20 protein-coding genes are annotated in these 24,213 nt (G+C 64.5%); 4 read left to right on the top strand and 16 right to left on the bottom strand.

The features are described from left to right. Positions 1-171: 171 nt before the first annotated feature. On the top strand, positions 172-1,092 hold the full coding sequence (gene ppk2 / locus PMI42_RS36795) for a polyphosphate kinase 2 (protein ID WP_008144996.1): 921 nt from the start codon (positions 172-174) through the stop codon (positions 1,090-1,092). 133 nt (positions 1,093-1,225) lie between these two features. Here the strand turns inward: ppk2 and PMI42_RS36790 are convergent, their stop codons facing one another. The 10 genes from PMI42_RS36790 to PMI42_RS36745 form a co-directional block, all read right to left on the bottom strand. Then, positions 1,226-2,305 (bottom strand): zinc-binding dehydrogenase, encoded by a 1,080-nt coding sequence (locus tag PMI42_RS36790; protein WP_008144994.1) that lies wholly within the window; start codon positions 2,303-2,305, stop codon positions 1,226-1,228. A gap of 60 nt (positions 2,306-2,365) precedes the next feature. Continuing rightward, positions 2,366-3,304: a DMT family transporter gene (locus tag PMI42_RS36785; protein WP_008144990.1), complete on the bottom strand. Its 939-nt coding sequence runs from the start codon at positions 3,302-3,304 to the stop codon at positions 2,366-2,368. A 188-nt stretch (positions 3,305-3,492) separates the two neighbouring features. Continuing rightward, complete coding sequence (locus PMI42_RS36780) at positions 3,493-4,332, bottom strand: aldo/keto reductase (RefSeq protein WP_008144988.1); 840 nt, start codon at positions 4,330-4,332, stop codon at positions 3,493-3,495. A 257-nt stretch (positions 4,333-4,589) separates the two neighbouring features. Beyond that, positions 4,590-7,295: a nitrate reductase gene (locus tag PMI42_RS36775; protein WP_008144986.1), complete on the bottom strand. Its 2,706-nt coding sequence runs from the start codon at positions 7,293-7,295 to the stop codon at positions 4,590-4,592. Positions 7,296-7,305: 10 nt separating this feature from the next. Then, positions 7,306-8,523: an NAD(P)/FAD-dependent oxidoreductase gene (locus PMI42_RS36770; protein WP_008144984.1), complete on the bottom strand. Its 1,218-nt coding sequence runs from the start codon at positions 8,521-8,523 to the stop codon at positions 7,306-7,308. 10 nt (positions 8,524-8,533) lie between these two features. Next, positions 8,534-8,962 carry a globin family protein gene (locus tag PMI42_RS36765; protein ID WP_008144981.1) on the bottom strand — a complete coding sequence of 143 codons (429 nt, stop codon included), beginning with the start codon at positions 8,960-8,962 and terminating at the stop codon, positions 8,534-8,536. 122 nt (positions 8,963-9,084) lie between these two features. Continuing rightward, positions 9,085-10,476 carry an MFS transporter gene (locus PMI42_RS36760; RefSeq protein ID WP_008144978.1) on the bottom strand — a complete coding sequence of 464 codons (1,392 nt, stop codon included), beginning with the start codon at positions 10,474-10,476 and terminating at the stop codon, positions 9,085-9,087. Positions 10,477-10,813: 337 nt separating this feature from the next. Next, the gene (locus PMI42_RS36755; RefSeq protein ID WP_008144977.1) at positions 10,814-11,608 is read right to left on the bottom strand and encodes an ABC transporter ATP-binding protein; all 795 of its coding nucleotides are present in this window, start codon (positions 11,606-11,608) and stop codon (positions 10,814-10,816) included. 14 nt (positions 11,609-11,622) lie between these two features. Then, positions 11,623-12,519, bottom strand: a complete 897-nt coding sequence (ntrB, locus tag PMI42_RS36750; RefSeq protein WP_008144974.1) for a nitrate ABC transporter permease — start codon at positions 12,517-12,519, stop codon at positions 11,623-11,625. 62 nt (positions 12,520-12,581) lie between these two features. After that, positions 12,582-13,901 carry a CmpA/NrtA family ABC transporter substrate-binding protein gene (locus PMI42_RS36745; RefSeq protein ID WP_008144972.1) on the bottom strand — a complete coding sequence of 440 codons (1,320 nt, stop codon included), beginning with the start codon at positions 13,899-13,901 and terminating at the stop codon, positions 12,582-12,584. A gap of 682 nt (positions 13,902-14,583) precedes the next feature. Between PMI42_RS36745 and PMI42_RS36740 the strand changes: the two genes are divergently transcribed. Continuing rightward, positions 14,584-15,423 (top strand): formate/nitrite transporter family protein, encoded by an 840-nt coding sequence (locus tag PMI42_RS36740; RefSeq protein WP_008144971.1) that lies wholly within the window; start codon positions 14,584-14,586, stop codon positions 15,421-15,423. 55 nt (positions 15,424-15,478) lie between these two features. Further along, positions 15,479-17,215, top strand: coding sequence for a bifunctional protein-serine/threonine kinase/phosphatase (locus PMI42_RS36735; RefSeq protein ID WP_008144968.1), 1,737 nt, complete (start codon positions 15,479-15,481; stop codon positions 17,213-17,215). Between the two features lie 33 nt (positions 17,216-17,248). Here the strand turns inward: PMI42_RS36735 and PMI42_RS36730 are convergent, their stop codons facing one another. The 3 genes from PMI42_RS36730 to PMI42_RS36720 form a co-directional block, all read right to left on the bottom strand. Continuing rightward, on the bottom strand, positions 17,249-17,878 hold the full coding sequence (locus PMI42_RS36730; RefSeq protein WP_008144966.1) for a ferric reductase-like transmembrane domain-containing protein: 630 nt from the start codon (positions 17,876-17,878) through the stop codon (positions 17,249-17,251). Between the two features lie 19 nt (positions 17,879-17,897). Further along, positions 17,898-18,401: a peptidase associated/transthyretin-like domain-containing protein gene (locus tag PMI42_RS36725; RefSeq protein ID WP_008144965.1), complete on the bottom strand. Its 504-nt coding sequence runs from the start codon at positions 18,399-18,401 to the stop codon at positions 17,898-17,900. A 127-nt stretch (positions 18,402-18,528) separates the two neighbouring features. Next, complete coding sequence (locus PMI42_RS36720) at positions 18,529-19,446, bottom strand: intradiol ring-cleavage dioxygenase (protein WP_008144963.1); 918 nt, start codon at positions 19,444-19,446, stop codon at positions 18,529-18,531. A gap of 162 nt (positions 19,447-19,608) precedes the next feature. Here PMI42_RS36720 and PMI42_RS36715 point away from each other — a divergent pair, with 162 nt between their 5' ends. Then, positions 19,609-20,883, top strand: a complete 1,275-nt coding sequence (locus PMI42_RS36715) for a serine hydrolase domain-containing protein (protein WP_008144962.1) — start codon at positions 19,609-19,611, stop codon at positions 20,881-20,883. A 43-nt stretch (positions 20,884-20,926) separates the two neighbouring features. On the opposite strand, the gene PMI42_RS36710 is transcribed toward PMI42_RS36715, so the two are convergent. From PMI42_RS36710 to PMI42_RS36700, 3 genes are all read right to left on the bottom strand, one after another. Continuing rightward, positions 20,927-22,246, bottom strand: coding sequence for a TRAP transporter large permease (locus PMI42_RS36710; RefSeq protein ID WP_035968054.1), 1,320 nt, complete (start codon positions 22,244-22,246; stop codon positions 20,927-20,929). Next, positions 22,243-22,758, bottom strand: a complete 516-nt coding sequence (locus PMI42_RS36705) for a TRAP transporter small permease (RefSeq protein ID WP_008144958.1) — start codon at positions 22,756-22,758, stop codon at positions 22,243-22,245. Before PMI42_RS36705 ends, PMI42_RS36710 begins: the two co-directional genes overlap by 4 nt. A gap of 82 nt (positions 22,759-22,840) precedes the next feature. After that, positions 22,841-23,839 (bottom strand): TRAP transporter substrate-binding protein, encoded by a 999-nt coding sequence (locus PMI42_RS36700; RefSeq protein ID WP_008144957.1) that lies wholly within the window; start codon positions 23,837-23,839, stop codon positions 22,841-22,843. Positions 23,840-24,213: the final 374 nt, after the last annotated feature.

Below are 24,213 nucleotides of genomic sequence, written 5' to 3'. Positions count from 1 at the left end.
CTCTCTCCACATTGGGATTATCCCGATGCGGAGACACCCCCACCCCAGCCCTCCCCCGCAAGCGGGAGAGGGAGTGCACTGCCGTCGTGGCGGCCCGCTATCGTCACAAGGACGCAATAAACCCCGTCGATGGTCGGGGCGACAGCCATCCTTGGCCCGAGAGAGAGACCCATGACCGCATCCGACCGCACCCCTGAAATGGCCAAACGCGAGCGCATCATCCGGGAAATGACCGACGATCTCGACGAAGAGCTGGAGATGGAGCTCGATGACAGCAGGCTCGACGAGCTCTTGGACGAGACCGATGCGCTCCGCCCGTCGGTCGATCGCAGGCTCTATTTCCGGGAATTGCTCCGCCTCCAGGGCGAGCTGGTCAAGCTGCAGGACTGGGTGCAGAGTGAGAAGAAGAAGGTCGTGGTGCTGTTCGAGGGCCGCGACTCCGCCGGCAAGGGCGGCGTGATCAAGCGCATCACCCAGCGGCTCAATCCCCGCATCTGCCGCGTTGCGGCGCTCCCCGCCCCGAGCGAGCGCGAGCGCACGCAATGGTATTTCCAGCGCTACGTCTCGCATTTGCCGGCCGGCGGCGAGATCGTGCTGTTCGACCGCAGCTGGTACAACCGCGCCGGCGTCGAGCGGGTGATGGGCTTCTGCACCGAGGAGCAATACCAGGAATTCTTCAAGACCGTGCCGGAGTTCGAGCGCATGCTGATCCGCTCCGGCATCATCCTGGTCAAATACTGGTTCTCGATCACCGACGACGAGCAGCAGTTCCGCTTCACCATGCGCATCAAGGATCCGCTCAAGCAGTGGAAGCTGAGCCCGATGGACGTCGAGGCGCGCAGCCGCTGGGAGGCCTACACCAAGGCCAAGGAGACGATGCTGGAGCACACGCACCTGCCTGATACGCCGTGGTGGATCGTCGATGCCGTCGACAAGAAGCGCGCCCGCCTCAACTGCATCGCGCATCTCCTCAGCCAGATGCCGTACCAGGAGGTCGCCCGCGCGCCGGTGGTGCTGCCGCCGCGCGTCCGCAATCCCGATTATCACCGCGGCCCGATTCCGCCGGAGATGTACGTGCCGTCGAAATATTGACGACGGTCTCGTAGGGTGGGTTAGACGAGCAGTTGCGCGAGGCGCATCTGCTCGGCGTAACCCACCCTTTTGCCTCCGCGGAAATGGACAGTGGTGGATTACGCCTTCGGCCAATCCACCCTACGAAGAAAAGTCATTTCCACGGCTGCACGATGATCTTGGTGTGCGCCTCGGGATTGGCGAGGTCGGCGAACGCCTTTGCCACGCCGTCGAGGCCCACTTCCGCCGTCACCATCGCGGCGGCATCAACCTGCCCTTCCGCGATCAGGCGGAGCGAGGCTGCAAATTCCTCCGGCGTATAGCCCAGCACGTACTGGACGTTGAGCTCCTTCATGATGCCGAGCATGGGCTCGTTTCTGTCGGCCTCCATGCAGACGCCGACCACGACAATGCGCGCATCGCGCGGCGCGCCCTCGAACACCTGCTGCAGCAGGCCGGGCACACCGACGCATTCGAAGATGATCGCGGGCTTCAACGCCGGCAGCATCGCCTGGAACGGCGGCCGTGCCGCCTTCTCCGCCTCCGACATCTGGGCGTGCTCGGCCCAGGTCGCGTAGGGCTGCGACACTTTCGGGTCGACCACAATGTCCGCGCCAAGCTTGGTCGCGAGCGCACGGCGCGTCGGCGAATAGTCGGCGGCGACGATCGGATGCAAACCCCTGATCTTCAACGCCGCGATCACCGCGAGCCCGACCGGGCCGCAGCCGATGACGAGCGGCACCTCGCCGCCACGGATGTTGGCCTTGGACACGGCATGAACACCGACCGCGAGCGGCTCGGTCAGCGCGGCGTGTTCCGGCGCAAGACCATTGGGCACTTCGAGCAGCAGTGCCTCGCTGAGCAGCATCGCTTCCGCATAGCCGCCGATATTGTCGTTGGAGTAGCCGATGCCTTCGATGCCCTGCGGCGTCACCAGCGCAGGCAGCGAGCAGACGCGGGCGCCGGGCCTGAGCTTGCGCGCGGTGCCCGGACCGAAATCGACGATCTCGCAACAGAATTCATGACCGAACACGACGTCGCGGGAGAGGTCCATCGGCTTGCGGCCGGTCTTCCGCGCCATCTCCACCATGCGGGAGGCGTGCTGGCGCGCATGCAGGTCGGAGCCGCAGATGCCGCAGGCGAGCGTCTTGACCAGCACCTGGCCTTGGCCCGGCTTCGGCTCGGCCATCTGGCCAACGACAATCTCGCCGTTCCTGAAAATCGCAGCGCGCATCCGGCTCCTCCCTGGTTGTTGGAGCCGTTGATAGCACGAAGTTGACGCAGCGATATTGCGTCAGGCGTTCGGGGAACGCTCGGCCTGGACCAAAAGCTGTGAACGGCGGACGCGCTCGCGATGGGCGATGTAGAGGCCGCTGGCGACGATGAAGGCAGCACCGATGATGGTCCAGATGCTCGGCACCTCGCCGAAGATGAAGAAGCCGAGAATGCTGACCCACAACAATTGCGAGTAGGAGAACGGCGCCAGCACCGAGGCATCGCCGTAGCGATAGGCCAGCACCACGATCCACTGGCCCGCGGTCGAGGCAACGCCGATGAAGATGCCGAGTGCGATCGCGGTCCAGGACGGCGTCACCCAGACGAACGGCACGATTGCAGTGAGGATCGCAAGGCCCGTCAGCGAGGAATAGGCCATGGTGGTGACGACCGCCTCGCGGCCGCTCATCATGCGCGTCAGGATCAGGGTGCCGGCCCAGCAGGCCGCCGAGATGACCGGGAAGAACGCGGCCATGTGAAACGCGCCGGTGCCCGGCCGCAGGATGATCAGCACGCCGACGAGACCGAGCGCGGTGGCGAACCAGCGGCGCATGCCGACCTTCTCACCGAGGAAGACGATCGAAAGCGCGGTCACGAACAGCGGCGCGACGAAGCCGGTGGCGGACGCCTCCGCGATCGGGAGGAAGCCAAGGCCGGTGATGAAGAACAGCGAGGATCCAAGCAGCACCGCACCGCGCATCACATGCATGCCGAGACGCTCGGTGCGCATCGCATAATACGGCGAGGACCGCAGCATCACCGGCGTGAACATCAGCGCGAAGGTGAGAAAGCGGATCCAGGTGATCTCGATCGAGGGCAGGCTCGTCGACAGATATTTTGCGGCGGTGTCGGAGCAGCCCAGAAACACCGTCGACAGCAGGATCAGCGCGATGCCCTTGAACGGATGATCGACGCGCGCAGGTGCGCGGCGCGTCTCCTTCTTCTCCGGCATGGGCATGGGAATACTGTCGAGCCTTGCGGCTACGGCGGGCGGCGGTGTCACGGCTGGAACCTGGAAAAACGACGATTCGGGAACGGTTGTAAAAAACGACAAATGCGCCGCTTTCACAACTTCCGAAAACAGGATGCCGATATGCGCTCACGTCCGCGCGCGTCAATACTCCATTAATAATAGGCTTTGCTGCACTACAGCATGGGCAGGCCGCGCGGCTTCGGACCGCGCGGAAACGCCGCATCCAGCGCCGCAATCTCGTCTTTCGTCAGCACGAGATCACCGGCCGCCGCATTTTCGCCGGCGTGTTCCGCCGACGACGCCTTCGGGATCGCGAACACCGTAGTCGCACGGGTGAGGAAGCTCAGCGCGACCTGACGCGGCGTCACGCGCCGTGCCTCCGCGATGCGCGCCAGCACGGCGCCGCCTTTGCTGCGCGCGTCCGGAAAATCGTCGTGACCGAACGGCGAGTACGCGACCACGGCAACTCCGTGCTGCTCGCACCACGGGATCACGGCATGCTCGATCGCGCGCTCCTTGAGATGATAGAGCAGCTGATTGCAGGCAATGCGGCCCTCGCCGGCAACCTCGAGAATCTCGTCGAGATCGTCGGCGTCGAAATTGGAGACGCCCCAGGATTTGATCTTGCCCGCCTTCACCAGCTCCTCGAATGCAGCGACGGTGTCTTCGAGCGCATACGAGCCGCGCCAGTGCAACAGATAGCAATCGAGGCGATCGGTCTTCAGCCGCTTCAGCGAGCGTTCGCACGCGGTGATGGTGCCGCGCCGCGAGGCGTTGCTCGGCAACACTTTCGAGACGAGGAATACCTCGTCGCGCCGGCCCGCGATCGCGTCGGCAATGACGAGTTCGGCATCGCCATACATCTCGGCGGTGTCGATATGCGTCATGCCGAGATCGAGCCCGCGCGCAAGCGCCGCAATCGCGCGCTTGCGGTCACCGTGGTCGAGATACCAGGTGCCCTGCCCGATGACGGAAACGCTGGTGCCGGTCTTGCCGAAGGGTTTTGTGTTCATATCGGGCTCCGATGTCGTCCTGGCGAAAGTCAGGATCCATTACCACAGGGAGATGTTGTTGCAGTAGATGGTGGCCACAGCGCGCTCGGACAACGCCGACCGGGGCAATGGGTCCCGGCCTTCGCCAGGACGACGTCGGGAGATAGTTTGCGCCTCTATCACCGTCATTGCGCACGCAGCGAGGCAATCCAGACCATCTCCGCGGAGGGACTCTGGATTGCTTCGCTACGCACGCAATGACGTGGAAAGAGCCGGGTCTAGCCCGCCGCGCCCGCGACCTTCACCTGCTTCGCCGGCACGACCTCGGTCGTCGCAATCAGGCGTTTCAGCTCGGGGATGCAGGAGCCGCAATTGGTGCCGGCCTTGAGCCTGGCGCCGATCTCGGCGGCGGTGCGCGCACCGGCGGCGATGGTCTCGCAGATGGTGCCGCGGCCGACGCCGAAGCAGGCGCAGACGACCGGGCCTGTCGACGCCGCGCCCTCGCTGGACTTGCCCGACAGCAGCATCCGGCGCTGGTCGTCGCTGACCTGGTCGGCCACGAACAGGCTTTTCACCACTTCCCAGTCGCCGGCATCATGCGCGGGACCGACGAACAGGCAGGTCTCGATGCGATCACCGTCAAACGACGCCGCGCGAAAAACGCCGCCGCCGAAATCGCGGTACTCGGCGACATCCTCGCCCGCGACACTCTCGAGCCAGGCCGGCCAGCGCGACAGATCGGCATTGTCGGCGAAGAGATAGCCGAAGCCGCCGCTGACCGTGACGCGGGTCCACATCAGGTTTGATGGCAGGTCGAGCTGCTTTCGCGACAGCGCAAAACCGCGGAAGACGTATTCATAGGGCGTGATCGCGGCCGGAGTCGCCTTCGATTCCGGCTGCCCCGAGAACGGATCGGTAAAGGACTGAACCAGCGCGCCGACGCGGCCGTGCGAGGCATTCATCGCGCTCCAGTGGATCGGCACGAACAGGGTGCCGCGCTGCTGCCGTTCGCTGACGACGACTTTCAGGATGCACTGGCCGTAATCGGTGGTGATGCGGGCATAGCCGTCATGGGCGATACCGTACCTGCCGGCGTCGTCGGGATGAACCTCGACGAACGGCTCGGGCAGATGCGCGCCCAGCCGCTGGCTGAGGCCCGTGCGCGTCATGGTGTGCCACTGGTCGCGGATGCGTCCGGTGTTGAGTCGCAGCGGACGCGACGGCCCAGTCTCGCCGCGCAGCGCCGGCACCTCGGGCGCGACGAAGCGGGCCTTGCCATCATTGGTGAAGAAGCCACCGCTCGCGAAGAAGCGCTCGCCCGGCGCCTGGCCGTCGCGCACCGGCCACTGCACGGGCTTCAAGGTATCGAAGCCATCGTCCGACAGCGAGGTCAGCGCGCCGATGTCGAAATCGCGGCTGCCGTCGTTCTCGAAGGCCGAAAGAGCCGCATGCTCGCGGAAAATGTCAGCGGCGGATTTGTAATTGAAGCTGTCGCCGAAGCCGAGGCGCTTTGCGGTCTCGCTCAGGATCCACCAGTCCGGCCGTGCCTCGCCGGGCGCGGGCAGGAACGAGCGCTGGCGCGAGATGCGGCGTTCGGAATTGGTGACGGTGCCCGATTTCTCGCCCCAGGCCAGCGCCGGCAGCAGCACGTGCGGGCCGGCCTCGACGGTGTCGTTGGAGAGCACGTTCTCGGACACGACGAACAGTTCGAGCTTCTTCAGCGCCTCGCGCACGAAGTCGGCGTCAGGCAGCGACACCGCGGGATTGGTGCCCATCACCCACAGCGCCTTGACCTCACCGCGGTTGATCGCCTCGAACAGCTGCACCGCCTTCAGCCCCTCGTGGGTGGCGATGCGCGGCGCCTTCCAGAACCGCCGCACCCTGTCGATGTCGGGCGGCGTGAAGTTCATGTGCGCGGCAAGCTGGTTGGCGAGGCCGCCGACCTCGCGGCCGCCCATCGCATTGGGCTGGCCGGTCAGCGAGAACGGCGATGCGCCCGGCTTGCCGATGCGCCCGGTGGCGAGATGGCAGTTCAGGATCGCGTTGACCTTGTCGGTGCCCTGCGCCGACTGGTTGACACCCTGCGAATAGAGCGTGACGACCCGCTCGGTGTCACGGAACATCTTGAAGAAGGTCGCGACGTCCTGCTCGGAAAGGCCGGTGGCAAGCGCGGTGGCGGTGACGCTGCCGGCGATGTTGCGTGCGCGGGCCAGCGCGTCGTCGAAGCCCGATGTGTTGCTCGCGATGTAGTCCTGATCCAGCGCGCCATTGTCGGCGAGATGAACGAACAGGCCTGAGAACAGCGCAGTATCGGTGCCCGGCTTGAGGCCGAGAAACAGATCGACATCGGTCGCCGTGTCGGTGCGGCGCGGATCGATCACGATCATGCGCGCGCCACGCTCGCCGCGGTTCTTCAGCATGCGCTGGAACAGCACGGGGTGGCACCAGGCAGCGTTCGAGCCGACGAAGACGAGAAGATCGGCCTGGTCGAGATCCTCATAGCAGCCCGGCACGGTGTCGGCGCCGAAGGCCCGGCGGTGGCCGGCGACCGAGGACGACATGCAGAGCCGCGAATTGGTGTCGACATTGGCGGTGCCGACAAAGCCCTTCATCAGCTTGTTGGCGACGTAATAGTCCTCGGTGAGGAGCTGGCCGGAGAGATAGAACGCAACCGCATCGGCGCCGTCACGCGCCACGATGTGCTGCATGCGGTGGGCGACATGGTCGAGCGCATCGCTCCAGGCGACGCGTTCGAGCACGCCCTTGCAACGGATCATCGGATAGAGCAGACGGCTTTCGAGGCCGACGGTCTCGCCGAGCGCGGACCCCTTCGAGCACAGCCGGCCGAAATTGGCGGGGTGATCGGGATCACCCGCAATCGCCGCGCCGCCCTTGCCGTCGGGCGTTGCGAGCACGCCGCAGCCGACGCCGCAATAGGGACAGGTCGTTTTGGTGGTGCGGAGATTTGGGTCGATCGCCGTCATGTCACCTCCATCATGCCGCTTTGGAGGGACGCGCGAGCGCGCGGCCGAACATCATGTCGGCGCGGATCGCCGCCACCTTGTCGCGATTGCGGATCAGCTCGAGATACCAGAGCGCATCGACGGTATCGCCGATCAGCACGGCGCCGGTGAGCCGGCCGTCGGCGATGACGAGCTTCTTGTAGGTGCCGCGCCTGCGGTCTGACAGCACGAGGCTCTCGCTGCCCTCCCCGCCCATGAAATCGCCGGCGGAGAACACGCTGACGCCCGAGACCTTCAGATTGGTCGAGACTACGCTGCCCTGATAGGCGGCGGGGCGGCTGGCGAGGTGCCGCGCCAGCACGCGCGCCTGCTCATAGGCGGGCTCGACCAGGCCATAGCAGGTGCCGCGATGCTCGGCGCATTCACCCAGCGCATAGATGTCGGGCGAGGCCGTCTGCATCACGTCGTTGACGACGATGCCGCGGTTGACGGCGATGCCGGCGTCCTTGGCCAACGCGACGTTGGGCCTGATGCCCGCGGCGAAGATCACGGCGTCGGCCTCGATGCGGCTGCCGTCGGCAAGCTCGACGGCTTCGACATGGCCATCGCCATGGATGCACTTGGTGCTGGCATTGAGCAGGATGCGGATGCCCTTGCGCTCGACAAGCGTCTTCAGCAGATCGGCGGCCGGAGAATCGAGCTGGCGCTCCATCAGCCGGTCCATCAGGTGCAGCAGCGTCACCGGCGCGCCGGCCTTGGCGAGACCGTAGGCCGCCTCCAATCCGAGCAGGCCGCCGCCGACCACGACGACGCGCTTCTTCGCCGCCGCAAGCGTCAGCAGCAGGTCGACGTCGCGGGTGTCGCGGAAGGTGTGCACCCCGGTGAGATCGGCGCCGGGCACGTTCAGCCGCAGCGGCGTCGATCCCGTCGCGAGCACGAGCTTGGAATATTCCATGCTCTCCTCGCCCTCGATCTTGAGCTCGCGGCGGCCGGTGTCGATCTCGGTGACGCGGTAGCCGTAGCGCACCGTGACGCCGCGATGGCGCCACCAGTCGGCCGGCCGCAGCTCGATCTCGTGCGAGCCGGTCTCGCCGGCCAGCACGGAAGAGAGCAGCACGCGGTTGTAGGCGAGCCGCGGCTCTTCGCCGATCACCGCGACCGCATAGCGACCGAGCGAGGTCTTGGCGAGCTCGTCGACCAGACGCGCGGCCGCCATACCGTTACCGACGATGACCAGCGGTTCACTCACAAGGCATCTCCTATTCGGCGGCCTGCGCCGGCGCGCCATAGGCCTCGGAAATCATGTAGCCGGACAGCACGCCGTAGGCGTCGGTCCAGGCCGTTGCGAGTTCGGGCGTCCAGGCATCGCCGAGACCCTTCTCCAGGGTCCACAGCAAGGTCGCACCGACCACGGGATAGTGCTCGGCCTTGGCACCATAGTTGACGTGACGCTTGGCGAGCGCCGAGGCCGCGGGAAGAATCGAGTCCAGGTTCGACAGGCCGCCGACGACGGCGGCAAGCATGCCCATCAGCTTCTTGCGCTGCTCGGTCATGTCTTCGGGGAACATCGCGCGCACGGACGGCGCCACCTCGAACAGACGATCGTAGAACAGCACCGCGGCCGTCTCCGAAATCGGCGCGACCTTGGCGAAGCTCTGCTGGATGAGGGCGATCTGTTCTGAAGTCATGATGTTCTCCTGTCTGTTTCGGTCTGCCTTGGTCCGCGCCGTTGCGAACAAGGTTCATGGATCAAACGTCATCAGAGAGACTTCTCCCCGCGTACGGAGAGAAGCGAGATTCGTACCAGATGTCAGACCCGCGCTTCGGCGAGGCTTGGCGCGCCCTCACCCTGCGGGCTGCGACGCAGGTAGAACCACCAGGTCAGCGCAAGGCAGGACGCGTAGAAGCCGAGATAGATCGCGAGCGCCAGCGACGGGCCGCCGGTCAGGGCGATCGACTTGCCGAAACCGCTCGGGATCAAATAGCCGCCGACGGCGCCAACCGCGCCGATGAAGCCGACCGCCGCACCGCTCTCGATGCTCGCCGTCTTCAGGGCTGCCGCGCGCGCCGCATCGCCCTTGCCGCGAACCTTGAACAGATTCTGCTCGCGGAAGATCGAGGGAATCATGCGGTAGGTCGAGCCGTTGCCGATGCCCGTCGTCACGAACAGGATCAGGAACATCACGAGGAAGCCGGTGAAGTCCTTGTGCCCGACGAAATAGAGCACGCCGACCGTCGCCGCCGCCATCGCGATGAAATTCCAGAAGGTGAGGATCGAGCCGCCGATCTTGTCGGCAAGCAGGCCGCCGAGCGGCCTGGACAGCGAGCCGACCAGCGGCCCGAGGAACGCGATCGAGATCGAGATCGCCGGAAACTGCGTCTTGATCAGCAGCGGGAACGCCGCGGAGTAGCCGATGAAGGAGCCGAACGTTCCGATATAGAGATACGCCATGATCCAGGTGTGCTTGCGCTTGACCACCGCCAGCTGGTTCCTGATCGACGACTTCGCCGTGGTCAGATTGTTCATGAAGAACACCGCGCCGAACACTGCGATGGCGATCGGCAGCACCCACATCAGGCCGGCGTTCTGCAGGAACACGCCGTCGACCGGCGTTGCCTGGAACAGGTTGATGACGGCGAGCGTCATCAGGATCGGGGTCAGGAGCTGCACGCTGGAGACGCCGATATTGCCGCCGGCCGCATTCAGGCCGAGGGCCCATCCCTTCATCCGGTCAGGGAAGAAGAAGGAGATGTTGGTCATGCTGGAGGCGAAATTGCCGCCGCCGAGGCCGGCGGTCGAGGCCACCAGCAGCATCAGCCAGAACGGCGTGTCGGGCTGGCCGACGAAATAAGCCAGCGACAGCGTCGGGATGAACAGGATCGCCGCGCTGAAGATGGTCCAGTTGCGGCCGCCGAAGGTCGTGACCGCGAAGGTGTAGGGAAAGCGCATGAAGGCGCCGATCAGCCCCGGCACCGCGACGAGTTGGAACAGCTGGTCGGTGGTGTAGTGGAAGCCCGCCTGCGGCAGCTTGGTGGTGACGATGCTCCAGATCAGCCACACCGAGAAGCCGATATGCTCGGCGACGATCGACCAGATCAGGTTACGCCGGGCGATGGTCTTGCCGCCCGCATTCCAGAACGCCTCGTCTTCGGGGCGCCAGTCAGAAATCCAAGTCTCATTTGAAGCCGGACTCTTGGTCATTGCTTATCCCTTCCAGGCTCACCGCTGCGTCGTTGCAGGCTCAGCCTCCAGGCATGGAGGCGCGCTCCGAGGCTTCACCCCGGTGGCGAGATCACGATGCTGATTGATGATGTTGAGGGACGTCGTCGTTGGCGTCGGGCAAAGTAATTCAACTTCCATGCCAACTGCGCACGACCAGGAAATACAGGGAATTCAGTAGCTTGTTCGTATTGCCCGAAATTTTTGCAAGGCGTTTTCGCACGCAAATTTTGCGATTCGCTCAATCCTTGTGCGGCGCACAAGGATTGAGCTTGATGTCTTTATATTAGGCGCAGCGCATCACGCGTTAACGATGCGCTTACGCGGCTTCGACGAAGCGGTGACGCTCGTAGAGGAATTCGAGCACGCGTTGGCGGCACTTCAGGTAAGTGGCGTTGGTGGCGAGCTCGAGCCGCTTGCGCGGTCGGGCGAGCGGCACCTCAAGCACCTCGCCGATGCGCGCGCTCGGCCCGTTCGTCATCATCACGATGCGGTCTGAGAGCAGCACCGCCTCGTCGACGTCGTGGGTGATCATCAGGATGGTGTTGCCGAGCTTCTGATGCAGCGCCATCACGGAGTCCTGCAAGTGCGCACGGGTCAGCGCGTCGAGCGCGCCGAACGGCTCGTCGAGCAGCAGCACCTTCGGCTCCATCGCCAGCGCCCGCGCGATGCCGACGCGCTGCTTCATGCCGCCGGAGATCTCCGAGGGACGCTTGTCCCTGGCATGGGCCATCTGCACGAGGTTGAGATTGTGCATCACCCAGGCGTCGCGCTCGGCCTTCGTCTTGGTTTTGGCGAACACCTTGTCGACGCCGAGCCTGACGTTCTCGTAGACGGTGAGCCACGGCAGCAGGCTGTGGTTCTGGAACACCACCGCGCGGTCGGGACCGGGCGAATTGACCTCGCGGTTCTCCAGCAGCACGCCGCCGGTGGTGGCGGTGGTCAATCCCGCGATGATGTTGAGCAGGGTCGACTTGCCGCAGCCGGAATGGCCGATAATCGAGACGTACTGCCCCTTCTCGATCGTCAGGTTGATGTCCTTCAGCACCTCGGTGCTGGCGGCGCCGCGGGTAAATATCTTGTCGATGTGGTCGAGCTTCAGATAGGCGGTCATGTGTCCCTTCCCCCTTAGCTTGTCGCGGTGCCGCGGGTGACGATCTTGCCGAGGCCCGCGATCAGCCGGTCCAGCACGAAGCCGATGATGCCGACATAGAACAGCGCCAGGATGATCTCGCTGATATGCGAGGAGTTCCAGGCGTCCCAGATGAAGAAGCCGATGCCGACGCCGCCGATCAGCATTTCCGCCGCGACTATGGCGAGCCACGACAGGCCGATGCCGATGCGCAGGCCGGTGAAGATGTAGGGCGCCGCCGCCGGGATCATGATCTTGGCGAAGAACTCGAGCGGGTTGAGCTGCACCACCGCGGCGACGTTGCGGTAGTCCTGCGGGATGTTACGGATGCCGACAGCGGTGTTGATGATGATCGGCCACACCGAGGTGATGAAGATGACGAAAATCGCCGAGGGCTGGCCGTCGCGGAACGCGGCGAGCGAGAGCGGCAGCCAGGCCAGCGGCGGGATGGTGCGCAGCACCTGGAACAGCGGATCGAGCCCGCGCATCGCCCAGACCGACTGTCCGACCAGCACGCCGAGCGCGATGCCGGCGATGGCGGAGAGCGAATAGCCGAGCGCGACGCGCTGGAGGCTGGCGGAGAGATGCCAGAACAGGCCCTTGTCGATGCCGCCATGGTCGAAGAACGGATCGAGGATCAATTCCTTGGTGTCCTTGAACACCTTTGACGGCGGCGGCAACGCCGAACCGGCGCGGCGGCAAACCAGCTCCCAGACCAGCGTCAGCAGCGCGATCACGACCAGCGGCGGGATCACGCGCACGACGGTTTCCCGCGCCATGCGCGCGTAGGCTTCGCTGCGCGGCGGGCGCTTCGGCGTCATCGCGACGACCGGCGCGGCGGTGGCCGCAGGCGTCGCAGTCTCAACCTCGATCTTGGTGGCAGGCATGTTCATCGCAATATCTCTCCGGCTGCAAAAGACGATGCGGCCGCCGCGCGGGCGGCCGCAGGGCTCCATCAGACTTCGACGCGCTTGATCGCGAGCGACTTCAGATAGGCCGCCGGATTTTCGGGATCGAACACCTTGCCGTCGAAGAAGGTCTCCTTGCCGCGCGAGGTCGAGGCCGGGATCTCGGCCGCCGAAACGCCGAGAGTCTTGGCCGCATCGCGCCACATGTCCTCGCGATTGACCTTGGCGATCAGCGCCTTGGTGTCGAAGTTCGCCTCGTACTTGCCCCAGCGGATGTCCTCGGTCAGGAACCAGAGGTCGTGGCTCTGGAACGGATAGGACGCGTAGTCGCGCCAGTACTTCATGATGTGCGGCGAGTTCTCGACCACCTTGCCGGGGATGCCGTAGTCGAACTTGCCTGCGGTGCGGTCGAGCACGTCCTCGACCGGGCAGTTCATCCACTGCCGCTTGCCCATGATGGCGGCGAGCTCGGCCTTGTTCTCGGCCTTGTCCGACCATTGCTGCGCTTCCATCACGGCCATCAGCAGCGCCTTGGCGGCCTTCGGATATTTGTCGACGAAGGCGGCGCGCATGCCGAAGGATTTTTCCGGATGCTTGTTCCAGAGTTCGCCGGTGTTGACAGCGGTGTAGCCGATGTTCTGGTGGATCAGCTGCAGGTTCCAGGGCTCGCCGACGCAGAAGCAATCCATGGTGCCGACCTTCATGTTGGCCACCATCTGCGGCGGCGGCACCACGATGGTCTCGATGTCCTTGTCGGGATCGATGCCGCCGGCAGCGAGCCAGTAGCGGATCCAGAGGTCATGCGTGCCGCCGGGGAAGGTCATCGCGGCCTTCACCGACTTGCCGGAGGCCTTCTTCTTCTCCAGCGCCGCCTTGAACGGCGCAGCGTCAACGCCGAGCTTGAGGTCGGCATATTCGTTGGCAACCGAGATGCACTGGCTGTCGAGATTGAGCCGCGCCAGGATGTACATCGGCGTCGGCTGGTTGTTCTGCGTCACCTTGCCGGCCGAGATCAGATACGGCATCGGGGTGAGGATATGCGCGCCGTCGATGCCGTTGCCTTCCGAGCCGAGCACGAGGTTGTCGCGCGTCGTGCCCCAGGAGGCCTGCTTCTGCACGTCGGTATCAGGCATGCCGTACTTCGCGAACAGGCCCTTGTCCTTGGCGACGAAAAGCGGGCCGGCATCGCTCAGCGCGATGAAGCCGAGCTTGGCGCCCTTGACCTCGGGGCCTGCATCCTGCGCGAAGGCGCCGGCGGGGAAATTCAGCTTGGCGGCGGCGAGAAGAGCGGCGGTGCCGCTTGCGGCTTTCAACAATTGACGGCGGCTGAGGCCAGTATCCGATGGCCGGCGTATGCGCTTGGTCATAGGCGGTGTCGTCCTTTGCGTCGTTGCGGAATGATTGCGTCAGTGCGCACGAGCAGCCCGGTCCGTCCGTGACGCCAGAAAAAGGCGCATGCGAACGCGCGACGGGGGGACCCCCGTCTGGTGGCGTCAGCAAAATCGGATGAGAAGTCTCGCGGGACGGCTTCAATGGCGTCGGCTTGGAACTATTCAAGCTTCATGCCAAGCCCAACGCCGCGAAAAGATATGTGAAATTAATAGCTTACCTGAGCTGCGCCAGACTGCCGCACGCCTGCTTCGCACGCGGAATTTGCGTTCTGCTCAATACTTGTGCGCCGCACAAACCTTATGCAATCGCTTAGACATGAGGCCGAACAGCAAGCAAAAGCCAGCTCAGCGATGACGGCATCCAATTGATTGCGCTGTATTTTTATTACGACGCCACGCGGCACGCAATTTGCATTTGTACTGGCGTCAACGAAGACTGCGGCTTTGCCGCATCGTTGCGGCCTCTGGCGGCTGCATCAGGAAGCTCGACTGCTTCGCGGCCCTCTGGGCCCAATTCTCGTGACGCGATTCCCCGGGGCTTCCAGACCTTCCATCGAACTCGTGCGCGGCAGCACCGTCCGCACGGCCCAATGACGCTCAGCCGCGCTCTCCTGAAGGGGGCGTGCCGTTCTCACTTACGAAGCAAAAGGAAGCATTGATGTCGTATCTCGCGCCTTCGGAATTCGTCACCAAGATGGTGGATGCAGGCGAGTCCAAGATTTTCATGTCCACCCGGGATACCATCATCCGGGCCTATATGGCCGGCGCCATCCTTGCGCTCGCCGCCTGGTTCGCCGTCACCATCAACGTCAACACCGGCCAGCCGCTGGTCGGCGCGCTGCTGTTTCCGGTCGGCTTCGTGATGCTGTACCTGCTGGGCTTCGATCTCCTGACCGGCGTGTTCGTGCTCTCGCCGCTCGCGCTGATCGACAAGCGCCCCGGCGTCACCCTGGGCGGCGTGCTGCGCAACTGGGGCCTCGTCTTCGTCGGCAATTTCGCCGGCGCCTTCACCGTGGCCTTCATGATGGCCTTCGTCACCACATTCGGCTTCACGCAGGACCCCGACAAGGTCGGCGCGGCGATCGGCAACATCGGCGAGGGCCGAACGCTCGGCTACGCCGCGCACGGCGCGGCCGGCATGGCGACGCTGTTCCTGCGCGGCATGCTCTGCAACTGGATGGTCTCGACCGGCGTCGTCGGCGCCATGATCTCGACCTCGGTCTCCGGCAAGGTCATCGCGATGTGGATGCCGATCCTGGTGTTCTTCTACATGGTGTTCGAGCATTCCGTGGTGAACATGTTCCTGTTCCCGTCGGGCCTGATGCTGCACGCGAAGTTCTCGATCATGGATTATCTGATCTGGAACGAGATCCCGACCGTGCTCGGCAATCTCGTCGGCGGCCTCGCCTTCACCGGCATGACCCTCTACACAACGCATGTGCTGACGAAGCCGAAGCGCGAGGCCGGCAAGTCCACGCCGTCCCGCGTTGCGGCCTGATACGTCTCGACAGGGGAGCCTCGCCCGATCAGGGTGAGGCTCCCTTCTCCTGGTGATGACGATGTCCCGCGGACTCCAGATCTCGGTCGGCCAGCACTCCGACAAGGGGCGCAAGCCCGTCAACCAGGATTTTCACGGCGTGCTGATTCCGCAGGAGCCCCAGCTCAGCCTGAAGGGCATCGCGGCGGTTCTCGCCGACGGCATCTCCAGCAGCACGGTGAGCCAGATCGCCAGCGAATCGGCGGTCAAGAGCTTCCTGATGGACTATTACTGCACGTCGGAATCCTGGACGGTGAAGACCTCCGCCCGCCGCGTGCTGGAGGCGACCAATTCCTGGCTCCACGCGCAGACGCGCAAGAGCCAATATGCCTATGACCGCGACAAGGGCTATGTCTGCACGCTGAGCGCCATGGTCATCAAAGCGGCCACCGCGCACATCTTCCATGTCGGCGACTGCCGCATCTACCGCGTCGCAGGCAAGGCGCTCGAGCAACTGACCGACGACCACCGCATCATCGTCTCCTCGGAGCAGACCTATCTCGGCCGCGCGCTCGGCATCAATCCGCAATTGGAGATCGACTACCAGACGGTCGAGATCCAGGCTGGCGACACCTTCCTGCTGGCCACCGACGGCGCCTACGAATTCGTCGAACCGCGTTTCGTGACCGGCGCGATCAACGAGCATGCAGCCGATCTCGACGCCGCGGCAAAAACGATCGTCGAGGAGGCCTACCGGCGCGGCAGCGACGACAACATCACGGTCCAGATCCTGCGCGTCGACGCGGTGCCGGAAAACGAGTCGCCCGACATCTTCAATCAGACCTCCGAACTGCCGCTTCCTCCGCTGCCGGAGCCGCGGGCGATGTTCGACGGATACAGGATCATCAGGGAGATCCACGGCAGCAGCCGCAGCCACATCTATCTCGCCGTCGATGCGGAGACTGACGCTCCGGTCGCGCTCAAGCTGCCGTCGATCGATCTGCGCGACAATGCCGCCTACCTCAAGCGCTTCCTGATGGAGGAATGGATCGCGCGCCGGATCGACAGCCCGCATGTGCTCAAACCGCTGTCGCAGTCGCGGCGGCGCAACTACCTCTACGTCGCGACCGAGTTCATCGAGGGACAGACCCTGCGGCAGTGGATGACCGACAATCCGCGGCCCGATCTCGAAACCGTGCGCGGGCTGGTCGAGCAGATCGCCGCGGGCCTGCGCGCCTTCCACCGCATGGAGATGCTGCATCAGGATCTCAGGCCCGACAATATCCTGATCGACAAGACCGGCACCGCGAAGATCATCGACTTCGGATCGGTCAGGGTGGCCGGCGTCACTGAGGCGGCGCCGCTGGGAGAGACCGGCGAAATCCTGGGAACGGTGCAGTATACGGCGCCGGAGTATTTTCTCGGGGAAGGCGGATCGCCGCGCTCGGACATGTTTTCGCTGGCCGTGATCTGCTACCAGATGCTGACGGGACGGCTGCCCTATGGCACGCAGATCGCCAGGATCCGGCGCAAATCCGATGTGCGAAGGCTCCAGTACCGCGCGGCCGACGACGAGCGCAACGTGCCCGCATGGGTCGACGGCGCGCTGAGGCGCGCGCTGCATCCCGATCCCTACAAGCGGCACGAGGACCTCTCCGAATTCGTCTTCGAGCTTCGCTCGCCGAATCCGGCCTATCTGAACACGCGGATCACGCCGCTCCTGGAGCGCAGCCCGCTGATGTTCTGGAAGCTGACCTCGGCCGCCCTCGCCTGCGCCGTCGTCGTCCTGCTCGCACTGCTGCACGCGCGTTAGGGCGCGCATTCATCGCGCGCGAAGTGCCAGCTTCTACCGTTGCACGACGCTCTCTTCGCGCGACGTCGCTCGCTTTCGCCACAGCCGCAAGTCGGCCACGGCCTTGATGGTCGCGCCGAGGATCAGTGCGCAGAGAGCCGCCTTCGACACCGTTTCCATGGTCCCCTCAACCAGCATGCTGTGAACCACGCTGCCTGCGACGATGATGATCGCGAAGACCATGTGCGCCATACGCCACGTTCGCGGCCGCAGTTCCCACCGCCGGCGGAGCACGGCCAGAAGCGCGACGGCGAAGATGGCCCACATGGCGATCACGCCAAAGGGCGAGAACGGCGTCGGTGAGGCGAAGAGAAGGGCATCGATCATGTCGGGCGGGCTGGTGATCCAGAGGCCCGCGACGTGGATCATCACCGCCACGCCCAGCGCGCCACCGATCCAGTGATGGGCGCGGCGTCCGCGATAGCCGGACAGTCCCGGCAAATATCCGCCGATCAGCAAGGGCTGAACCAGCGCAAGACCCAGCGCGACAATCCCCGCGAACCCCGCCAGGATGTAGACAGGCCCGCGCCATTCGAGCTGCGGGCTCATCGCTGCGGCGGCCATCGGCACGCCGACGGCGACGACAAGGGCGGCCCAGCTCAGGGTCACCCGGACTGATCTCATCCCCTTGATTCCAGTTCGGTCAGGCCGGCTGAAGCACGAAATGCGCCTCGAGGCTGGTTTCCTTGGCGCTCCGCATAACCGGACGCAGAAAGACGGTCTTGAATTCACCGCTGTCATAAGCGAGGTGACCATGCGGCTGGCCGAAGATGGGAATGATCTGCGGCATCTCGAGACGGAACACGCCGTCCTTGTCGGTGAGCGTGGCGCCGTGACTCTGCGGCTCGTGCTCCTGCCCTTCGGTCGTGTGCGCCCAGATCTGGATGCGCTGCCCGGCCAGCGGAGTGCCATCGCCGGCGCGGCGCACGGTGCCGCTCATCCAGAAGCCGCCCTTGCCGATCCGGTCCACGATCGCCGCGCCCTTGCGGTAATTGTTCGCCCCACCCGACATCGATGCAGTCGGTGCGAAACCCTCCGCGCGGGCCGGCAGCAGCAGCCCGGCAACACCGGTTGCCAAAACGCCCGAGGTCAGGACGGAGCCGCCAACGGCGAGGAGGTTGCGACGGTTGAACACGACGGTGGACATAGGGTTCCTCCTGCGATCGTGCGATTGCTCCGCCGAGGGTACAACAACACGCCCAAGATGCCCAGTTACGGGTGGCGACGCGCGCGGCCGGTGGCAATAACGGTGTCGTGAACCAAAGCGCCGGCGGTTATGCCGGCTCCGCCGCCTTCACCCCGAGCGGTTTCGGCGCCATGCCGCCGCCGGGCTTGAGGTGGAATTCGTAGGTCATCAAATGCCACTGCCCGTTCGCCTTGGTGCCGTCGGGCATCTCGAGGTCGTTGCGCGGCTCGACCTTGGCAACGAGATCATCCTTGACGCCGAACACCACGTCGGAATCGAGATATTTGTCGCCGTCCATGAAGACGTGGGTGATCAGCGGCTCGTACCCCCTGGCGTTGACCAGGAAATGCACGTGCGCGGGCCGCATCGGATGCCGCCTGGTCTGCACGATCATCTCGCCGACGGGGCCATCGGTCGGGATGGGATAGCTGCACGGCAGGATGGTGCGGAAGAAGAAGCGGCCGTCGCTGTCGGTGATGAAGCGCGCCCGCGCCGAAGCGCCGACCTCGTCGTAGTTCGGCTTCTGTGAATCGTAGAAACCGTCATCGTCGGCATGCCAGACATCCACGGGAACGCCCGCGAGCGGCTTGCCCTTGAGGTCGGTGACGCGGCTCTGCACGAACATCCGTTCCCCGGTCTGGTTGTTTGGCGAGATGTCGGTGCCGTGGGCGGTCACCTTGTGCTCGCCGACATAGAACGGGCCGAGCACCGTGGTCTGGGTGGCGCCCTCGCGATCCCTGTGGTTGACCGCGTCGACCAGCATGGAGACGCCGAGCACGTCCGAGAGCAGGATGAATTCCTGGCGGGTGTCGGTGCATTTCTGGCCGGTGCGGGTCAGGAAATCGATGGCGTATTCCCATTCCTCGAAGGTGAGACCGGTCTTGCTCACGTAATCGTGCAGCGACTTCACCAATTCCTGGAGCAGGAATTTTGCGCGCGTATCGGGCGTCTGGTCAAAGCTCCGGACGACGGCTTCGGTGAGTTCGGTCTCGTTGAACTGGGTCATGGTGCGTTTGCCCTGAGTTTTCTCGTTGGCCCGGACGGGCTCCCTGGAGGCGTTCCAGGCCGGAGCCTACACCAGTCGGCGTGCTCGCGTTAAGCGCAACCGGCTTGGAATGCGGCGTCCATTTCGGTATCAACTTTCCGACAAAACGCCCCGGAGGAACTGATGCTCGCCCCGACCCCCGCCTCGCCCGAATCCGTCGGCATGTCCAAGGCCGCGCTCGACCGCGTCGATGCGCACCTGAAGAACCGGTACATCGATGCCGGCCGCTTCCCGGGCACGCATCTGCTGGTCTACCGCCGCGGCAAGATCGCCCACAGCACCGTGCAGGGCTTTGCCGATGTCGAGCGCAAGGCGCCGGTCAAGGACGACACCATCTACCGCATCTATTCCATGACCAAGCCGCTCACCAGCGTCGCCTTCATGATGCTGGTCGAGCAGGGCCTCGTCGCGATCGACGAGCCCGTCGCAAAGTACATTCCGGAATGGAAGGATCTCGGCGTGTTCGTCGCCGGCACCGCGCCGGCCTTCCTGACCCGGCCGCCGTCCCGGCCGATGCTGATCGTCGATCTGCTGCGCCACACCTCCGGGCTGACCTACGGGTTCCAGCAGCGCTCCAATGTCGATGCCGCCTATCGCGCCGAGAAGATCGGCGAGGTCGAGAAGTCAGGCACGCTCCAGACCATGATCGAGAGCCTTGCAAAGATCCCGCTGGAGTTCTCCCCGGGCGAGGCCTGGAACTACTCGGTGGCGACCGACGTGCTCGGCTACCTCGTCGGCAAGATCTCAGGGATTCCGTTCGAGCAGTTCCTGAAAACACGCATCCTCGATCCGCTCGGCATGACCGACACCGACTTCCACGTGCCGGCCTCGAAAGCGCACCGCTTCGCCGCCTGCTATTCGGCGGACCCCGGCGGCGGCATGACCTTCCATGCCGGCCAGCGCCGCGAGGGCCTCACGCTCCAGGACGACCCGGCCAAGAGCTCGTTCCTCGTTCCGCCCTCGCTCATTTCCGGTGGCGGCGGGCTGTGTTCGACGGTGGCCGACTATCTGACCTTCTGCCGCGCGCTGCTCAACGGCGGCGAACTCGGCGGCGTCAGGCTGATCGGACCGAAGACGCTGGCGCTGATGACGAGCAATCACATTCCGGGCGGCCGTTTCCTTCCCGAGGTATCGCGCTCGCTGTTCTCGGAAGCCGCCTATAACGGCATCGGCTTCGGTCTCGGCTTCGCCGTGACGATGCGCCCGGCCGAGACGCTCATCGCCGGCAGCCCCGGCGAATACAATTGGGGCGGCGCGGCCACGACCTCGTTCTGGATCGATCCGGCCGAGGAGCTGATCACGATCTTCATGACGCAGGTGCTGCCGTCGAGCGCCTATCCGATCCGGCGCGAGCTGCGCAGCATGGTCTATGCCGCGATCACCGAGAGCAATCTCTGATCAATGGAATCGATCCCGCCGCCACAGGCCGCGGGATCGAGGCTCATTTGAGCATCTCCGGGACGATCAGGCGCGGCAGGAACAACGACACGCTGGGCCAAACGATGACCGCCGCCAGCACGAGCAGCATCGGAATCAGCATGATCACAGTGTCTTTCAGAGCATAGCGCAGCCGCACGCCGGCGATCGAACAGGCGATCATCAGACATAAGCCATAGGGCGGCGTCACAAGTCCGAATGCCAGCGACACGATGGAAATGATCGCGAACTGGACCGGATGCAGATCGACGGACTTCGCCAGCGGCTCCAGCACGGTGCCGACGATGATGATCGCCGGGATGGCGTCAAGAAAGCAGCCGACGACCAGAAAGCAGAAGGCGATGAAGAAGCCGGCCCCGACGGCGCCCATGCCCCATGTCGAGACATTGGCGAGCAGCTCCTGCGGGATCTTGTAGTAGGCAAGCAGCCAGCCAAACGCACTTGCGGTGCCGACACAGAATAGCGCCACGCCGGCAAGACGCCCGGTGTCGAGCAACGCCTTGTACAATTCGCGAGGACCAGTCTCGCGGTAGAAGAACGTCGAGAGCGCCACGGAATAGAGCACCGCCACGCAGGCGGACTCGGTCGCGGTGAACCACCCGAGCAGAATGCCGCCGACGATGATGAACGGCGTCATCAGGGCCGGGATCGACCGCCAGATGGCGCATCGCATCTCGACCCAGCTCGCTCTCGGATAGGTCGGATAGCCACGTCGCACCGCATAGACGTGCACCGTCGCCATCTGCGCGCCGGCAATCAGCAGGCCCGGCACGATGCCGGCCAGATACATCGCCGCAATCGAGGTCGAGATCAGCCCGCCCCACACGATCATCAGGATCGACGGCGGGATGATGACAGCGAGCACCGCAGACACCGCGGTGATGGCGATCGAGAACGAGAGATCGTAGCCTTCCTTGGTCTGGGCATCGATGAAGATCTTCGACTGGCTCGCCGCGTCGGCCGTCGAGGAGCCGGAGATGCCGGCGAAGAACACCGACAGCACGACGTTGATCTGCGCCAGCGAGCCCGGCCAGTGTCCGACCATCGAGCGCGACAGTGCGACCAGCCGATCGGTGATGCCGCCGATGCTCATCAGATTGGCGGTGAGCAGGAAGAACGGCACCGCCAGCAGGATGAACGAATTGTAGGCGTTGAAGGTTTCCTGCGCGAGCATCATCATCGACAAATGAGGCTCGATCAGCAGGATCGGCACGCAGGCCAGGCCGAGCGCGAAGGCGACCGGCACGCGGACGACCAACATGCCGACGAAAACCCCGAACAGGACCATCGCCGCCTGTCCGGCAGAAAGAACATTCCCGCTCATGGCTTTGCCCCGGCCAGAATCCGCATTTCGTCACGGATCTGCTCGCCCGCAAACACGACCCACGTCACGCCGGCCACCGGCCAGGCGACATGGATCAGCCAGAGCGGCAGATCGGCCAGCTCCGACGTCCTGTTCCACGCGAACCTCGTGAATTCGATGCCCGCCCACACGAACACAAATGCCAGCGCCAGCACGCCGAGGCGCGCGAGGATTCGCACCAGGGCCTCCGACCGCCGCGACAGATCGGGCCAGACGTCGACTTCGAAGTGCTGGGATTCCCGGATGCCAACCATGGCGCCGATCATGATCGTCCAGACGAACAGGAATCGCGCCATCTCCTCCGTCCAGATGTAGGACGGAATGAGCGGGGTGTAGCGCGATATGATCTGCAAGGTGACGGGGATGACGAGGATGCCCACACAGGCCGCCAGCAGGATCTCCAGCAATTTCGCGTAGGCCGCCGTCGCTCGGCGCCACAGCGACGGATTCGGCACGGCAGATATTTCGGTCATCGGAGCTCCGCAGCGGCGATCATTACCAAAGGGGCAAGCCGCAAGGCTTGCCCCGGTATTCCGTCGGTAGACATCCGAAACGTCAGACGACGTTGATCTTCTCGAAGATGCCTTCCGCGCCGATGTCCTTGGCGTAGGTCGCCATCACGGGGTCGGCGAGCTTCTTCATGGCGTCCCGCTCCTCGAACGGAACGCGCTTGAGCTTGCCGGCCTTCTCGAGCGTGTCGAGCTTGACCACCTCTTCGCTCGACTCGAGCTGACGGCCGTAGTCGCCGGCTTCCTTGCCGGCCTTCATGATCGCGTCCTGCAAATCCTTGGGCAACGTCTTCAGCGTCTTCACCGAGAAGCAGATCGGCCGGATCGACACCGCGTGCTGGGTCAGGTTGAGATGCGGGGCCACTTCGTAGAACTTCATCGCCTCGACACCGGCGGCTTCGTTTTCACCCGCCGCTATCACGCCGTTCTGGATCGCGTTGTAGATTTCGTTATAGGCGATCACCGTCGGGCTCATGCCGACGGCCGCGAAGGTCTTCGACCAGATCGGCGCGCCCTGCACGCGGACCTTGAGGCCCTTGAGATCGGCAAGGTTCCTGAGCGGCTTGTTGGCGAAGATGTTGCGGATGCCACCGCCGGAATAACCGATCAGGACGACCTCGGCCTTCGCCGCGACCTCGTCGGCGATCGGCGCCAGGATATTGGCCTCGACGACCTTGTTCATGTGCTCGATGCCCTTGAACACGAATGGCGCATCGATGAACGGAGCCGCCTTGGCGAAGGTCGACATGTGGGCCGGCGAGACGATGCCGTAATCGACCGCCTTGCCCTGCGACATGTACTCGAAATACTGTTTCTCGAGACCGAGCGACGAGTTCCTGTGCAGGGTGAAGTTGACGGGCTTGCCGTAATACGTCTTCACCAGCTCCTCGAACCTGATCAGCGCCCGGTTGAAGGCGTGGTCGTCGTTGAACTGGACCGCGCCGTTCAGCGTGATCGGCGCTTGAGCCCTCAGGATCGACGGCATGCCGATCGTGGCCGCCGCGGTGGTCGCACCGATACCAGCGAGAAATGATCTTCGCTTCATCGCCTCCCCTCCCTTTGATGCTCCGCCCCTGTAACCGGGTCGTGAGCGCAACCGGTCTACGGCCGGCGTTCGGGGAGGGTATGAAAAACCACGCCGGGACGGAAGCCAATTCGGATGCGTGCTCCGCGCATTGATGGGGCTCGCGCTGATACAGTTCGACGCAGGCCCGCACTCGCGCAATCTATTGCACTGCACCCTTCACATGCCGGGCGTTCCTCCAGCGGACCGGAACGGGTGCCGGACATGACCAATTGAGGAGTGGCGCAATGGCGGCCCTGCTTTATGCTTCGGCCGTCCGGCGCCGTTGCGCTGAAATCGGGACTCTCGCGTTTGTCAAAGCTCACCCTGCCGGTCCGGCTCCCCCCCCCCCCCCC

It is taken from the genome of Bradyrhizobium sp. YR681 (assembly GCF_000282615.1).
In the GTDB taxonomy this organism is placed as follows: Bacteria; Pseudomonadota; Alphaproteobacteria; order Rhizobiales; family Xanthobacteraceae; genus Bradyrhizobium.
The sequence above is the reverse complement of the archived record's forward strand: the minus strand, read 5'-3'. Positions and strand labels throughout refer to the sequence as shown.

Excerpts from the sequence above, each read along its gene's own strand:
- PMI42_RS36775 (WP_008144986.1), bottom strand. The coding sequence starts at position 7,295 with ATGACGGCGATCGACCCAAATCTCCGCACCACCAAAACGACCTGTCCC.
- PMI42_RS36720 (WP_008144963.1), bottom strand. The coding sequence starts at position 19,446 with ATGACCCAGTTCAACGAGACCGAACTCACCGAAGCCGTCGTCCGGAGC.
- PMI42_RS36740 (WP_008144971.1), top strand. The coding sequence starts at position 14,584 with ATGTCGTATCTCGCGCCTTCGGAATTCGTCACCAAGATGGTGGATGCA.
- PMI42_RS36790 (WP_008144994.1), bottom strand. The coding sequence starts at position 2,305 with ATGCGCGCTGCGATTTTCAGGAACGGCGAGATTGTCGTTGGCCAGATG.
- PMI42_RS36700 (WP_008144957.1), bottom strand. The coding sequence starts at position 23,839 with ATGAAGCGAAGATCATTTCTCGCTGGTATCGGTGCGACCACCGCGGCG.
- PMI42_RS36725 (WP_008144965.1), bottom strand. The coding sequence starts at position 18,401 with ATGTCCACCGTCGTGTTCAACCGTCGCAACCTCCTCGCCGTTGGCGGC.
- ppk2 (WP_008144996.1), top strand. The coding sequence starts at position 172 with ATGACCGCATCCGACCGCACCCCTGAAATGGCCAAACGCGAGCGCATC.
- ntrB (WP_008144974.1), bottom strand. The coding sequence starts at position 12,519 with ATGAACATGCCTGCCACCAAGATCGAGGTTGAGACTGCGACGCCTGCG.
- PMI42_RS36705 (WP_008144958.1), bottom strand. The coding sequence starts at position 22,758 with ATGACCGAAATATCTGCCGTGCCGAATCCGTCGCTGTGGCGCCGAGCG.
- PMI42_RS36715 (WP_008144962.1), top strand. The coding sequence starts at position 19,609 with ATGCTCGCCCCGACCCCCGCCTCGCCCGAATCCGTCGGCATGTCCAAG.
- PMI42_RS36755 (WP_008144977.1), bottom strand. The coding sequence starts at position 11,608 with ATGACCGCCTATCTGAAGCTCGACCACATCGACAAGATATTTACCCGC.
- PMI42_RS36730 (WP_008144966.1), bottom strand. The coding sequence starts at position 17,878 with ATGAGATCAGTCCGGGTGACCCTGAGCTGGGCCGCCCTTGTCGTCGCC.
- PMI42_RS36760 (WP_008144978.1), bottom strand. The coding sequence starts at position 10,476 with ATGACCAAGAGTCCGGCTTCAAATGAGACTTGGATTTCTGACTGGCGC.
- PMI42_RS36765 (WP_008144981.1), bottom strand. The coding sequence starts at position 8,962 with ATGACTTCAGAACAGATCGCCCTCATCCAGCAGAGCTTCGCCAAGGTC.
- PMI42_RS36785 (WP_008144990.1), bottom strand. The coding sequence starts at position 3,304 with ATGCCCATGCCGGAGAAGAAGGAGACGCGCCGCGCACCTGCGCGCGTC.
- PMI42_RS36780 (WP_008144988.1), bottom strand. The coding sequence starts at position 4,332 with ATGAACACAAAACCCTTCGGCAAGACCGGCACCAGCGTTTCCGTCATC.
- PMI42_RS36735 (WP_008144968.1), top strand. The coding sequence starts at position 15,479 with ATGACGATGTCCCGCGGACTCCAGATCTCGGTCGGCCAGCACTCCGAC.
- PMI42_RS36710 (WP_035968054.1), bottom strand. The coding sequence starts at position 22,246 with ATGAGCGGGAATGTTCTTTCTGCCGGACAGGCGGCGATGGTCCTGTTC.
- PMI42_RS36745 (WP_008144972.1), bottom strand. The coding sequence starts at position 13,901 with ATGACCAAGCGCATACGCCGGCCATCGGATACTGGCCTCAGCCGCCGT.